Origin of the sequence: Steroidobacter flavus (genome assembly GCF_042651805.1) — a bacterium.
Classification (GTDB): domain Bacteria; phylum Pseudomonadota; class Gammaproteobacteria; order Steroidobacterales; family Steroidobacteraceae; genus Steroidobacter; species Steroidobacter flavus.
Genome location: NZ_JBHSDU010000015.1, coordinates 306,160 through 319,890, shown reverse-complemented (window position 1 = coordinate 319,890; position 13,731 = coordinate 306,160). Strand labels below are relative to the sequence as shown.

Genomic DNA, 13,731 nt, shown 5'->3' with positions numbered 1-13,731 from the left:
CTAATGCGCCAGCTGATCCGCCGTTTCGCGAACGATCGCGAGCAGCCGCGCCTGCGCCTGCGTCGGGCGCCAGTCATCGCGCACCGTGAGCCCGATCTTGCGCATGACTTTGCCGGCCGGGTGGGGCAGGCACACCAGCATGCCTGCTTGCAACTCGTAGTGAACTTGATTGGTCGACGACAGCATCATGTGATCGCCGCCCATCAAAAATGCCCGCGCGGCGCCGAGAGAATTGCATTCGATAAAACGCTGCGGCGGCTCGATGCCCATGTCTTTGAACAACGCTTCGAAGTGAGCTTTGAGCGGAGAGGTTGCGCGAGGCGCGATCCAGGGATGACTCGCTAGGTCGGTGGCCGTCAATTTGCGCTTCTTCGCGAGCGGATGTCCCGCGCCGACGACGATGGACAGCGGGTCGTCAAACAAATGTTCCTGCACGATGCCGCCGCTGACTCGGATGTCTCGCAACGCGCCGATCAGAAAATCCGCCTGCCCGGATTGCAACGCGCCGAGCAAATGTTCGTAGGTGCCTTCCATGATGGAGACGGCGTGCTCGCTGTATTCGCGTGTAAAACGAATGAGCGCGTTGGGCACGAGAAAGCTGCGCGATAGCGGCATCGAGCCGATGACCGTGCGGCCTGAGTCGCGTCCATCCAATGCGTCGATGTCGGCGCGGGCCTGAGAGATCTCCACGAAGGCAAGGTGAGCGCGACGGGACAGTTTTTCTGCTTCGCGAGTGGGGACGACGCCGTAGCTGGTCTTCTCGAACAGCGTGGCGTCCAACGTTCGTTCCAGCGTGCGAGCGGCACGATGCATGGTCGGCTGCGAGACGCCCGTCGCTTTTGCGGCGTGCGTGAAATTCCGAAACTCCACCAGCTTGATCAACGAGCTGAGCTGCGGCCCGCTGATCCGACGAAACAATTGCTCCCGCTTGCCGGCACTCACGTCCGAGCCGCCCAGTTCCTGAATGCCATCCCGCAGTTGGGTCAGCGCCCGCTCGACGCGCTCGGCACAGACCGTTCCTGCCGGCGTGGGCCGCATGCCATACGGGCTGCGGGTGAACAGGGCGGCGCCGAAGTATCGCTCGATCGCCGCGATCGCCTGCGTGACGGCGGATTGGGTCAAATGCATCCTGAGCGAGGCGGCACTGATGCTGCCGGTCGCCATGACTTCATTGAAAGCCTGTAAATGGCGTAGATTGGGCACCGTCATGGGGCCATCGTGGCACGCGGTGGCCCGGTTGGCTATAGCAATCCCTAATACCGGGGCGTCAATTTGAATTGGCCGGCGGCAACGGCCCTGGCCCAGAATCGGCGGGAACATGGCTCCAGAGCGGGCCTGCGGGGGATTCCATGGTTCAAGAGCGGACTGCGCTCGTTCAGACGTCCAACGTGGCGATCACGGTGGCGTTGTGCTTCCTGGTGGCGGTCGTGGAAGGCTTCGACATCCAGGCGATGGGCGTCGCGGCGCCCAAGCTTGCGCCGCAGTTCGGGTTCGATCCTAAACAGATGGGCTGGATCTTCTCCATCAGCAACATCGGCCTGGTGATCGGCGCGGGCCTCGGCGGCCGATTCGCCGACCGTGTCGGGCGCAAGCCCGTGTTCATCGGTGCCGTGCTCGCCTTCGGTATCTTCACGTTGCTCACCTCGCTGGTGGGCACCTTCGAAGCGTTGTTCGTCGTGCGCTTCTGCGCGGGTCTCGGCTTCGGCGCAGCGTTGCCGAACATGATGGCGCTGGCTGCGGAAGTGAGCGTACCTGAGAAGCGAGCTTCCACGGCCGCAGTGATGTTCTGTGGAATGCCGCTGGGCGGTGGCACATCCGCATTGCTCACTCAGTTGCTGCCACCGGATTTCGACTGGCGCATCCTGTTTGAGATCGGCGGCATCTTGCCGCTGCTCCTCGCGCCGACCATTTATTTCCTGATGCCCGAGACGTTGACGAAAAGTGCGCCGGGCGCACCTCGGACCGATGTTGTTTCGGCCTTGTTTGCGGAAGGACGCACCCCCGCGACGCTGTTGTTGTGGCTCGCGTTCCTGCCGACGCTGTTGATCCTTTATCTCATCCTGAACTGGCTGCCGACCTTGGTCGTCGCCAACGGTCTGGATCGAGCGGTAGCGCCGCAAGCCTCGCTGGCTTTCAACTTTGCGAGCGTGGTCGGCGCGCTTTTCTTCGGTCGTTTGGTGGATCGCGTGGACACGCGGTGGCCCATGACGTTCGCGTACGTGGGCCTGATCATTGCACTCATCGCGCTGAGCTCGTCGAGCGGACTGACGATGACGCTGCTGCTGAGTGGCGCTGCTGGATTTTTCCTACTCGGCGCGAACTACGCGCTGTATGGCGTCGCGGCCACCTATTACCCGCTGGCCGTTCGAGGCACCGGGTCCGGTGCGAGCGTTGCCATCGGCCGCGTCGGCTCGATCATCGGCCCGCTGTTGGCCGGTCTGTTGTTAGGTGGCGGAACGAGCGCGAGCGGTGTCGTTCAGTACATGGTCCCCGTCGCCGCGCTTGCCGGGGCCGCGGTGTTTGGCCTCAGTTTTTGCCGCCGTCCGCAAGAGTGATGAGCGGCCGAGTTATCTATAGCGTCGCCTAATAGCCCGACGTGAAATTGAATGGGTCGGGCGGGGCGGTGCGCGTCACACTGCCATGGCGCGTGGGAGGATTGAGCAATGTCAGTGGTCGTCAGAAATATTCAGCGGGCCGAGCGTCGGGTGATCGACGGCCTGGCCGAGTCCGGCGTCGCGACCGTGCACGAAGCGCAAGGCCGCACCGGGTTGCTGGCTTCATACATGCGTCCGATTTATGCCGGCGCGCGTATTGCCGGCTCGGCGGTGACGGTCAGCATTCCGCCCGGCGACAACTGGATGATTCACGTCGCGGTGGAGCAATGTCAGGAGGGCGACATCCTGGTCGTCTCGCCAACGTCCGCGTGTGACACGGGCTATTTCGGCGAGTTGCTGGCGTGCTCGTTGATGGCTCGCGGCGTTCGCGGCCTGATCATCGAAGCCGGCGTGCGCGACGTGAAAGATCTGACAGCGATCGGGTTCCCGGTCTGGTCTCGCTATGTCTCCGCGCAAGGCACGGTGAAAGAGACGTTGGGCAGCGTCAACGTTCCCATCGTGTGCGCGGGCGCCGCGATCAAGCCGGGCGATGTGATCGTTGCGGATGACGACGGCGTTTGCGTCGTGCCGCGTGAGAAGGCCGCCACCGTACTAGAACAATCGACCGCGCGCGAAAAAAAGGAAGCGGCGGTGCGGGCACGCCTGAAGGCTGGCGAGCTGGGCCTCGATATCTACGGCATGCGTCAGCGCCTCGCGGAGAAAGGCCTGAAGTACGTCGATTCCCTGGAGTGACTGCTCCGCGGAGCCTTGCGCCATGTTGAAGTCCATTCCTTGTACCTTGATGCGCGGTGGCACCTCGAAGGGCCTGTATTTCAACGAGGCGGACCTTCCCGCCGATCGTGAGCAGCGAGATCGAGTGCTGCTCGCGGCCATGGGCTCACCCGATGTTCGACAGATCGACGGGGTGGGCGGCGCGCATCCGTTGACCAGCAAGGTCGCAGTGATTCGACGTTCCACCGCTGCGCATGCCGATGTCGATTATTTATTTCTGCAGGTCGTTGTCGATAAAGCCGAGGTCAGCGATAGCCAGAACTGCGGGAACATTCTCGCAGGCGTCGGTCCGTGGGCTATCGAGAAGGGCCTGGTGCCCATCGCCGGCGATGTCACGCCGGTACGGATTCATATGTTGAACACCGCCAGCATCGCGGTGGCGTATGTGCCGACCCCGAACGGTGCGGTGGAGTATGAAGGCGATGCGCGCATCGACGGCGTTCCCGGCACAGCCGCGGCGATTCCGTTGGAATTCCTGGATGTGGCCGGATCGAGCTGCGGTTCGTTGTTGCCAACGGGCGCCGCGGTCGATGAGATCAATGGCGTGTCGGTGACGTGTATCGACAATGGCATGCCCGTCGTGATTCTGCGGGCTGAGGACTTCGGCCTTTCCGGCGACGAAACGCCCGAGCAGCTCGAGAGCAACGCGACCTTGAAGCAGCGGGTCGAAGCGATCCGGCTCGCAGTCGGCCCGCGCATGAACTTGGGTGACGTGACCAAGAAGACCGTACCGAAGATGTGTCTGGTGTCGCCGCCGAAGCAAGGCGGCGCGATTTCCACCCGCACCTTCATTCCGCACCGGGTGCACGAGTCCATCGGTGTGCTGGGTGCCGTGAGTGTCGCGACTGCTTGTGTGACGCCCGGTTCAGTGGCCGCGCAGGTCGCGAAGGTTTCCGGAGACGGTTCGGCGAAGCGATTGGAAGTCGAACATCCGACCGGCTTCTTCACGGTCGACATCGACGTCGCTGTGACCGACGGCAAGGTCGACGTGCGTCGCTCGGCGCTGTTACGGACGGCTCGCAAGCTCATGAGCGGCGAAGTGTTCGTGCCCGGTCGCGTGTGGAGCGGGTCATGAGTCGCATCGAGCACATTTGTTTGCTCGGCTTCGGTGAAGTGGGGCAGACGCTTGCGGCGGATTTCCAGGCCGCAGGCATCACGCAGCTCACGGCGTTCGACGTGCTGTTCAAGAACCCGGCGAGTGCCTGCACGCGCGCTGCCGTTGAAGCGAAGGTGCGTGTCGCGAACAGTGCGGTGGAGGCGGTGGCTACAGCAGATCTGGTCGTGAGTGCGGTGACAGCGGCGCAGGATGTCGCCGCCGCGCACTCGGTCGTCGGTGCCATGAAGCCGGAAGCTTATTTCCTGGACGTGAACTCCGTGTCTCCCAGCGTGAAGACGCAGGCGGCGGCCTTGATCGATGGCAGCGGCGCGCGGTATGTCGAAGCGGCCATCATGTCTCCGATCAATCCGAAGCGGATCGGTTCGCCGATGCTGTTCGGCGGCCGGCACGCGGCGACGTTTCTTCCGCGGGCCCAGGCACTCGGGTTTAGCGGCGCGCAGGTGTTTTCGGATCAAATCGGCCGCGCGTCGGCGGCCAAGATGTGCCGCAGCGTCATGATCAAAGGCATGGAAGCACTGTTGACCGAATCGTTGCTGTCGGCACGCCACTATGGTGTCGAATCGACCGTGATCGACTCGCTGCGTAATTTGTTTCCCGGCGCGGACTGGTCGACGCTGGCGCGCTACATGATTTCGCGCTCGCTGATTCATGGGAAACGTCGCGCGGAAGAGATGCGCGAAGTCGCACAGACCGTGACTGAAGCGGGGCTGCAGCCTCACATGAGCGCGGCTTGTGCCGAGCGCCAGGACTGGGCCGCGAGTTTCCGTGACGCGGCCTCGATTGAAGAATTGGATGAGATGCTGGACGCGGTGCTGGCCCGCGCGAAGGCGGAGAAACCCTGATGCTGATCATCGATTGTCACGGTCATTACACGACCGCTCCGGATGCCCATCAAAAGTTTCGCGATCAGCAGCTCGCGAAGTTGAAGGATCCCCTGGCGCCCACGCCGACGCCGGCCAAGATCAGCGACGATGAGATCCGCGAGACCATCGAGAAGAATCAGCTCAAGCTGCAGAAAGAGCGTGGGGCGGATATCACGATCTTCTCCCCGCGGGCGTCGGCGATGGCGCATCACGTGGGTGATGAGGCGGTGTCGCAGCAGTGGACGCGCGCCTGTAACGATCTGATCAAGCGTGTCGTCGACCTGTATCCGGAAAACTTCGTCGGCGTGTGCCAGCTACCGCAGTCGCCAGGCGTGCCGATCTCGCATTCGGTGCAAGAGCTCGAGCGCTGCGTGAAGGATTTCGGCTTCATCGGCTGCAACTTGAATCCCGATCCGTCCGGCGGCCACTGGACTTCGCCACCGCTGACCGACAAGCATTGGTATCCATTCTACGAGAAAATGGTCGAGCTCGACGTGCCGGCGATGATTCACGTGTCGGCGTCGTGCAACCCGAACTTTCACGCCACCGGCGCGCACTACATCAACGCCGATACCACGGCATTCATGCAGTTCATCGAAGGCAATCTGTTCAAGGACTTTCCGACGCTGCGGTTCATCATTCCTCACGGCGGCGGGGCGGTACCGTATCACTGGGGTCGTTATCGAGGCCTCGCGGACATGCTGAAGCGTCCGGCGCTCTCCGAGCACGTCATGAAGAATGTGTTCTTCGACACCTGCGTGTATCACCAGCCGGGCATCGATCTGCTGGTGAAGGTGATCGATATCGACAACATCCTGTTCGGCTCCGAGATGGTCGGTGCGGTGCGCGGCATCGATCCGGAAACAGGCAACTACTACGACGACACCAAGCGCTACATCGACGCGCTGAAGATCCCGGATGCCGACAAGCGCCGTATCTTCGAAGGGAATGCCCGTCGCGTATTCCCGCGTCTGGATACAATTTTGAAAGCGCGCGGATTGTAAGAGACAGTTATGGCAGCGTTTCAAATGGACCGCGATTGGCTGGTGTTCCACCCGTCGCCGAGCAAGCCCACCTTCCGCGCGCCGCCGGGCGCGGTGGATGCGCATTGTCACGTGTTCGGACCGGGTGACGTGTTCCCGTACGCGCCCGAGCGCAAGTACACGCCGTGCGATGCGCCCAAAGAGAAGTTGTGGGAGCTGCGGGATTATCTCGGCTTCGAGCGTAACGTGATCGTGCAGGCGACGTGCCATGGCGCGGACAATCGTGCGCTCGTCGATGCGTTGAAGGCGTCCAACAACCGTGCTCGGGGCGTCGCCACCGTGAAGCAGGACGTGACCGATGCTGAGTTGCAGGCCCTCGATGCGGCTGGCGTGCGCGGCGTGCGATTTAACTTCGTCAAACGGCTGGTCGATACGACGCCGCGTGAGGTGCTGCATTCGATCGCCGAACGCATCAAACCGCTCGGCTGGCACATTGTCATTTACTTCGAGGCGGCGGAGCTGCACGAGCTGTACGACTTCTTCACGTCCTTGCCGACCACGGTGGTTGTCGATCACATGGGCCGGCCCGATGTTACGAAGCCGGTCGACGGCCCGGAGTTCGAGCTGTTTGTTCGCTTGATGCGCGAGAACGCCAACTTCTGGTCCAAGGTCAGCTGTCCCGAGCGCCTGTCGAAGACCGGGCCGGATGCGTATGACGACGTGGTGCCGTTCGCGCGTCGTATCGTCGAAACGTTCCCGGATCGCGTATTGTGGGGCACGGACTGGCCGCATCCCAACATGAAGTCGCACATGCCGGATGACGGCAAACTGGTCGATTTCATTCCACGTATCGCGCGCACCGCCGAGTTGCAGCGTAAGCTGCTGGTCGACAACCCCATGACCCTGTACTGGAGTCGCTGATATGGCTCTGGATAAGCCGTACAAAGATATTCCCGGCACGACCATTTTCGATGCCGAGCTGGCTCGCAAGGGCTACCACCTGAATCAGTTCTGCATGTCGCTGATGAAGGCGGAGAACCGCGAGCGCTTCAAAGCGAACGAGCGCGCGTATCTGGATGAGTGGCCGATGAGCGAGGACCAGAAGCTCGCCGTCCTGGCCCGCGACTTGAATCGTTGCATCGAGCTGGGCGGCAATATTTATTTCCTCGCCAAGATCGGCGCCACCGACGGCAAGAGTTTCCAGTTCATGGCGGCCAGCATGACCGGCATGACCCAGGAGGAATACGCCAAGATGATGTTGCAAGGGGGGCGCGTGCCTGGCAGCCCTCTGCGCGATCCGCGGGAGAAGCGATGATGGCCAGTATTACTGCCAGTGTTTATACCTCGCACGTGCCGGCGATCGGCGCTGCGCTGGATCTGGGCAAGAGCGGCGACGATTACTGGAAGCCCTTGTTCGCCGGCTATGACACCACGAAAGCCTGGTTCAAGGACAACACGCCGGATGTGATCTTTCTGGTCTACAACGATCATGCCACCGCGTTCAGCCTGGACATGATTCCGACGTTCGCGATTGGCTGTGCCGCGGAGTTCAAGCCCGCGGATGAAGGGTGGGGGCCCCGGCCGGTGCCGGTCGTCAAAGGTCATCCGGAACTGGCAGCGCATATCGCGCAGTCGGTCATTCAGGACGACTTCGATCTCACCATCGTCAATCGGATGGATGTGGATCATGGCTTGACGGTGCCGCTGTCGCTGGTTTGCGGCCAGGTTCAGCAGTGGCCGTGCCCGGTCATTCCGTTCGCGGTGAACGTCGTGCAGTACCCGGTGCCGTCGGGTCGGCGCTGTTTCCATCTGGGGCGCGCGATTCGCAAGGCGGTGTCGCTTTACGACGAGCCGTTGAAAGTGCAGATCTGGGGCACCGGCGGTATGAGTCATCAGTTGCAGGGTCCGCGCGCCGGCTTGATCAATCGGTCGTGGGACAATCGGTTTCTCGATCGGTTGATTGCGGAACCGGAGAAGCTAGCCGATGTGCCGCATATGGAATACGTGCAGGAAGCGGGCTCCGAAGGCATTGAGCTGGTGATGTGGCTGATCGCGCGCGGCGCGATGAGCGACCGGCCGCCGCGAGTGGCGCATCGCTTTTATCACGTGCCGGCCAGCAACACGGCCGTCGGTCATCTGATTCTGGAGAATTCGCAATGAGCACCCTCAAAGTCGCGCTCGCGGGCGCGGGCGCGTTCGGCGTCAAGCATCTCGAAGGCATCCAGAAGATCGACGGCGTGCAGGTCACCTCGCTGGTGGGGCGCGAGCTGGATAAGACGCACGAGGTCGCCAAGAAATTCTCGGTGGGGCACGTTACGACGGAGTTGTCTGAGAGCCTGGCGCGGTCCGACGTCGATGCGGTGATCCTGTGCACGCCGACGCAGATGCATGCGTCGCAGGCGCTGGCCTGCATGAAGGCGGGCAAGCACGTGCAGGTTGAGATTCCACTTGCCGACAGCTGGGAGGACGCTCAGGCCGTCGCGAGTTTGCAGAAGCAGACGGGCCTGGTGTGCATGGTCGGTCATACGCGCCGGTTCAATCCGTCGCATCAATGGTTGAACAAGCGGCTGCGTGCGGGCGAGCTGAAGATTCAGCAGATGGATGTGCAGACGTATTTCTTCCGTCGCACTAACACGAATGCACTGGGTCAGCCGCGATCGTGGACGGATCATCTGCTGTGGCATCACGCGGCTCACACCGTGGATTTGTTTCGATACCAGACGGGCGAGGAGGTGTCGATCGCCCATGCCGTCCAGGGGCCGAAGCATCCGCAGCTCGGGATCGCCATGGATATGTCGATTCAGATGAAGACCAGGTCAGGGGCGATCTGCACGCTGTCGCTGTCGTTCAATAACGATGGACCGCTCGGGACGTTCTTCCGGTACATCTGCGATAACGGCACGTACATTGCGCGCTACGACGATCTGGTGAACGGGAAGGAGGAGAAGATCGACGTGTCCAAGGTGGATGTGTCGATGAACGGGATCGAGCTGCAGGACCGCGAGTTCTTCTCAGCGATTCGCGACAAGCGCGAGCCAAATTCAAGCGTTCATCAGGTGCTGGGGTGCTATCGCACGTTGCATGAGTTGGAGCAGCAGTTGCAGGCGCAGGGATGAACCAGCGCAAGCTTGCCAACAGATCCGTGGCCGAGATCGGCCTCGGCTGCATGAATGTCAGTCACGCCTACGGGCCGCCTTCCGATCCGGCGGCGGCCAAGGCGTTGTTTTATGCAGCGCTCGATTTAGGCATCGATCATTTCGACACCGCAGCCCTATACGGCTTCGGTCGCAACGAAGCGCTGGTCGGCGAGTTCTTGCATCCCTTCCGCGAGCGTTTCTTCCTCGCCAGCAAATGCGGAATGACAGGCGTTAACGGCACACGCGTCATCGACGGGCGGCCGGAAACGTTGAAGCAAACTTGCAAGGAAGCGCTGACTCGGCTGCGTACCGATGTCATCGATCTGTACTACCTGCATCGGTGGGACAAGAAGGTTCCGATCGAGGAAAGTGTCGGCGGCCTCGCTGACCTGGTGCGCGAAGGTCACATTCGTTCCATCGGCCTGTCCGAAGTTTCCGCGGAAACGTTACGCAAAGCTCACGCTGTGCATCCCATCGCAGCGGTGCAGAGTGAATACTCGCTCTGGACTCGCAATCCCGAAATCGCTTTGCTGAGCGCGTGCGAAGAGCTCGATGTCGCGCTGGTCGCGTTCTCGCCGTTGGCGCGAGGGTTCCTCGCGAACGGTGTTTCTGACCCGCGAGACTTCATAGAGAAAGACATCCGCCGCACGATGCCGCGCTTTAATCCGCCGCACTTTGGGCGCAATCGAAAGTTGCTCGATGCGTTCAACAGAGTTGCGTGGGAAGCTGGCTGCACGCCGGCGCAGCTGGCGCTGGCGTGGTTGTTAGCGAAGGCGCCGCATGTATTGCCAATCGTGGGGACGACATCGATCGCGCATCTCGAAGAAGATGTGGCGGCATCGAGAGTGCGCCTGTCGGCGGATACGCTCGAGGCTGTCGAGCGACTGATCAATGCTGAGACGGTGAGTGGACCGCGCTACGCCGCAGAGACGCTGGCGGAGATCGATACGGAAGTGACCCCCCACGCCGGCTGACTCCGCTATCGACGCGGGCTGAGCGGGAGAATCGCTGGCGCGCAGCGCCGTGAGCGGCTTAGCTCTCGCGGGCGTGAGCCCGCTGCTGCTTCGTCCGATACGCCATCGGCGACACACCGGTTCGTTGCGTGAAGAAGCGCGAAAAGTACGCCGGGTCTGGAAACCCGCAGGCCTCTGCAATCAACCCAACACTCATTCCTGTATAAAGCAGCGACCGCTTCGCCTCTAACAATCGACGCGCATTGAGCAATGCGAGTGGCGAGCTGGCCGTGCTTCGAACGCAGGCCTGGCGCAGGCGCTCGGAGCTGACGCACAGGCGCTTCGCATAGTCGGCGACCTTCAGCGTGCTCCGGAAGTTCTCCTCGATCAACGATCGATACTTCGACGCGAGCACCGAATCCGCACCGGTCTTGCTTTCTTTGTTCGGCAGCAGCTGCAGTTTCCGACGGAGGGCAGCAACCAGAATGCCGATGAGCAACGCCTCGGCCGCAGTCCGCCGACCGGGCAGGTTGCTGCGAAACTCCATCATCAACGATTCGAACCTCGTCACCATGGCCGTGGTGACCTCCGCCGGCAGCGGCATCGCATTCGCTTCAGACAGCACGGGGCGCAGCTCGGCATTCTCATGAGCGATACGTTCGATCAGCGCACCCGACGCCGTAAGAATCCATCCATCGGTGCCTGGCTTGAAATCGAAGCCGTGCACGCAGGCCAGCGGCACCGAAATCAATACGGCATGACTGAACGAGTTCGTCTCGCCCTCGGCGTAGAAAAAGCCGCCGCCGCGAGTGACCAGTAGGAAGTGGTACAGATCCTGATGAGCGTGCGGCCGGATTTTCCAGTCGTGCAGGCGGCTGCGCTCGGCGATGGATTCGATGTGCAGAAAGCGCTCATCGACGTCGTGCGTCGCTTCGCCGTACAGGGAATATTGGGGAATCCCACGCCGCGCCACACTGCGCTCCGAAGTTGAATTGAACCGCATCGTACCGCGGGCAGGTTGGGAAATGTCCAATAAGTTGTGTTTTTTCTCCATCGTCACCCTAGGCCCTGGCGCGGCATCTTGTCGGTGTCAGAGGGGGAAGGGCGTTGCGGGCACAAGTTGCGATCATTGGCGCGGGACCGGCGGGGCTGTTGCTCGGTCAGCTGTTGTACAAGGCGGGCATCGAGGCCGTGATTCTCGAGCAGCGCACGCCGGAATATGTATTGGGCCGCATTCGGGCCGGCGTGCTCGAGCAGGGCACGGTGGATATTCTCGACCTGGCCGGCGTCGGCGAGCGATTGCATGCGCAGGCGCTGATTCACGACGGCGTCGAGATCGGTGCCAGCGGGCAACGTCACCGGATTGCTTTCAAAGATCTCGTCGGCAAAGTCGTTACAGTTTACGGACAGACCGAAGTCACGCGCGATCTCATGGAAGCGCGGGCCGCCTGTGGTGCGCCTTCGATCTATGAGGCCGAGTCGGTCGAGCTTCACGACATTACCGGCGCGCGTCCCTGGGTGACTTTCGTTCACCAGGGCGTCAAGCAGCGGCTGGATTGCGATTTCATCGCCGGCTGCGATGGTTATCACGGGGTTAGCCGACGTTCCATTCCCGCCGAGGCGCTGTCGGCGTTCGAGCGCATCTATCCGTTCGGTTGGCTCGGCGTGCTGGCCGATGTGCCACCGGCCTGGGATGAATTGATTTACGCGGATTCCGAGCGGGGCTTCGCGCTGGCCAGCATGCGCTCGGAGACGCGCGTGCGTTGTTACGTGCAATGCTCGCTCGATGACAAGGTCGAGAACTGGAGCGACGATCGGTTCTGGGACGAGTTCAAGCGCCGGGTGGGCGAGGATGTCGCCGCACGCATGACCATCGGGCCGTCCATCGAAAAGAGCATCGCGCCGCTGCGCAGTTTCGTGGCCGAGCCGATGCGTTATGGACAATTGTTTCTAGCGGGCGATGCCGCCCATATCGTGCCGCCGACTGGCGCGAAGGGGCTCAACCTCGCCGCCAGCGATGTATTTTATCTGCACGAGGCGCTGGTCGGCTATTACAAGGGCGATTCGCGCGACGCGCTCGATCGATATTCGGGCAGGGCGCTGCGTCGGGTGTGGCAGGCCGTTCGCTTCTCGTGGTGGATGACCTCGCTGCTGCATCGATTCCCGAATGAAGATCCCTTCTTCGGTCGTATTCGCGGCAGCGAGCTGCAGTACGTGTTCGGTTCCGAATCCGCCCAGCGCTCGCTTGCGGAGAACTACGTGGGGCTGCCGCTCTAGGTGGCCTGGCGGCGCGGCGTTTTGGTGCGCGGCCGAATCTCCTTGTCCATGAACAACTCCGCCACCACCGAGCGGAGCCAGCGATTCGCGGCATCCCGCTGATATCGAGCGTGCCAGTGCTGGCGGATGACGCGGGGTTTCGCTTTGAACGGCGGCTTCACCAGCTTGATGTCCGCCAGTTTGGCCAGGCCCTCACCGATGGCGTAGGGCACGGTAAAGATCAGATTGGATTGACTGAGGATGGTCGGCACCGCGAGGAAGTGCTCGATCCGCACCGAGACCTTTCTCATCAGCCCCTGTGCTTGCAACTCCGCCTCCAGCGAATCGTTCATGTGACCGGCAGGATGGACGACCGCGTGCAGGCCATCGAGAAACTGACGACGGGTCATTTCGTCTTTGATGGTCGGATGATCGGCGCGCACGATGCAGACGAACGAATGCGAAAACAGTCGCTGCTGAAACAGCGCGGCGCCGGCCAGGTCCGGGAAATGTCCCAGGGCGATATCCACTTCGCCCGAGCGCAGGGCGGGCTTGAGCAGCGGTGCCGGCAGATTGACCGTCCGTAACTGCAGGCCCGGTGCGATCTTGTTCAAGCGGCCCAGGATCTGCGGCAGGAACACCAGCTCGCCGATGTCCTGCATGTTGAACGTGACCGAGCGCTGCTCGGTCGAGGGATCGAAGGTCGGCTGTTGCAGCAGGTCGGCGCGGATCCGCTCCAGGATCGCTTCCAACGGCGCGCTCAGGCTCTCGGCATAGGGCGTCGGATGGATGCCCCGCGAGGTGCGCACGAACAGCGGCTCGCCAAACATTTTTCGCAGCCGATTCAAGGCGAAACTGGTGGCCGGCTGGCTCATTTTCAGGGCGCGGGCGGCGCCGCTCACGCTGCGGTGACGGAGCAGGGCGTCGAACACCACGAGCAGGTTCAGGTCGACATCGGCGATATCCATGGTGCTTATATCTTATATACCTGTTACCGGTCTTTCCAAATGACCGCGATGCAGGCGAAATCCCTGAC

Annotated in this window: 14 protein-coding genes; 11 read left to right on the top strand and 3 right to left on the bottom strand. The window is 62.0% G+C overall.

The window, feature by feature from the left end; all coding sequences use genetic code 11:
* Entirely contained in the window at window positions 1-1,209 is a 1,209-nt protein-coding gene (locus ACFPN2_RS29265) for a LysR family transcriptional regulator (RefSeq protein ID WP_380603303.1), read from the bottom strand.
* 140 nt (window positions 1,210-1,349) lie between these two features.
* On the opposite strand from ACFPN2_RS29265, the gene mhpT reads away from it, so the two are divergent.
* The 10 genes from mhpT to ACFPN2_RS29215 all read left to right on the top strand — a co-directional run bounded on the left by mhpT (window position 1,350) and on the right by ACFPN2_RS29215 (window position 10,460).
* Window positions 1,350-2,555 (top strand): 3-(3-hydroxy-phenyl)propionate transporter MhpT, encoded by a 1,206-nt coding sequence (gene mhpT, locus ACFPN2_RS29260; RefSeq protein WP_380603301.1) that lies wholly within the window; start codon window positions 1,350-1,352, stop codon window positions 2,553-2,555.
* A gap of 108 nt (window positions 2,556-2,663) precedes the next feature.
* Window positions 2,664-3,347 carry a 4-carboxy-4-hydroxy-2-oxoadipate aldolase/oxaloacetate decarboxylase gene (locus tag ACFPN2_RS29255; protein WP_380603299.1) on the top strand — a complete coding sequence of 228 codons (684 nt, stop codon included), beginning with the start codon at window positions 2,664-2,666 and terminating at the stop codon, window positions 3,345-3,347.
* Between the two features lie 22 nt (window positions 3,348-3,369).
* Window positions 3,370-4,461, top strand: coding sequence for a 4-oxalomesaconate tautomerase (locus ACFPN2_RS29250; protein WP_380603297.1), 1,092 nt, complete (start codon window positions 3,370-3,372; stop codon window positions 4,459-4,461).
* Window positions 4,458-5,345 (top strand): NAD(P)-dependent oxidoreductase, encoded by an 888-nt coding sequence (locus ACFPN2_RS29245; RefSeq protein ID WP_380603295.1) that lies wholly within the window; start codon window positions 4,458-4,460, stop codon window positions 5,343-5,345. Before ACFPN2_RS29250 ends, ACFPN2_RS29245 begins: the two co-directional genes overlap by 4 nt.
* Window positions 5,346-5,347: 2 nt before the next feature.
* Window positions 5,348-6,370 (top strand): amidohydrolase family protein, encoded by a 1,023-nt coding sequence (locus ACFPN2_RS29240; RefSeq protein WP_380606682.1) that lies wholly within the window; start codon window positions 5,348-5,350, stop codon window positions 6,368-6,370.
* A gap of 9 nt (window positions 6,371-6,379) precedes the next feature.
* Window positions 6,380-7,270 carry an amidohydrolase family protein gene (locus ACFPN2_RS29235; RefSeq protein WP_380603293.1) on the top strand — a complete coding sequence of 297 codons (891 nt, stop codon included), beginning with the start codon at window positions 6,380-6,382 and terminating at the stop codon, window positions 7,268-7,270.
* A gap of 1 nt (window position 7,271) precedes the next feature.
* Window positions 7,272-7,664 (top strand): protocatechuate 4,5-dioxygenase subunit alpha, encoded by a 393-nt coding sequence (gene ligA, locus ACFPN2_RS29230; RefSeq protein ID WP_380603291.1) that lies wholly within the window; start codon window positions 7,272-7,274, stop codon window positions 7,662-7,664.
* Window positions 7,664-8,509: a class III extradiol dioxygenase subunit beta gene (locus ACFPN2_RS29225; RefSeq protein WP_380606680.1), complete on the top strand. Its 846-nt coding sequence runs from the start codon at window positions 7,664-7,666 to the stop codon at window positions 8,507-8,509. The genes ligA and ACFPN2_RS29225 overlap by 1 nt, the downstream gene beginning before the upstream one ends.
* A complete protein-coding gene (locus tag ACFPN2_RS29220) occupies window positions 8,506-9,465 on the top strand; it encodes a Gfo/Idh/MocA family oxidoreductase (RefSeq protein WP_380603289.1) in 960 nt (319 codons plus the stop codon). Before ACFPN2_RS29225 ends, ACFPN2_RS29220 begins: the two co-directional genes overlap by 4 nt.
* On the top strand, window positions 9,462-10,460 hold the full coding sequence (locus tag ACFPN2_RS29215; RefSeq protein WP_380603287.1) for an aldo/keto reductase: 999 nt from the start codon (window positions 9,462-9,464) through the stop codon (window positions 10,458-10,460). The genes ACFPN2_RS29220 and ACFPN2_RS29215 overlap by 4 nt, the downstream gene beginning before the upstream one ends.
* A 58-nt stretch (window positions 10,461-10,518) precedes the next feature.
* Here ACFPN2_RS29215 and ACFPN2_RS29210 read toward each other — a convergent pair whose 3' ends face one another.
* On the bottom strand, window positions 10,519-11,442 hold the full coding sequence (locus tag ACFPN2_RS29210; protein ID WP_380603285.1) for a helix-turn-helix domain-containing protein: 924 nt from the start codon (window positions 11,440-11,442) through the stop codon (window positions 10,519-10,521).
* Window positions 11,443-11,546: 104 nt separating this feature from the next.
* Between ACFPN2_RS29210 and pobA the strand changes: the two genes are divergently transcribed.
* Window positions 11,547-12,716, top strand: coding sequence for a 4-hydroxybenzoate 3-monooxygenase (pobA, locus tag ACFPN2_RS29205; protein ID WP_380603283.1), 1,170 nt, complete (start codon window positions 11,547-11,549; stop codon window positions 12,714-12,716).
* Here the strand turns inward: pobA and ACFPN2_RS29200 are convergent.
* The gene (locus ACFPN2_RS29200; protein WP_380603281.1) at window positions 12,713-13,663 is read right to left on the bottom strand and encodes a LysR family transcriptional regulator; all 951 of its coding nucleotides are present in this window, start codon (window positions 13,661-13,663) and stop codon (window positions 12,713-12,715) included. The genes pobA and ACFPN2_RS29200 overlap by 4 nt on opposite strands.
* Window positions 13,664-13,731 lie beyond the last annotated feature (68 nt).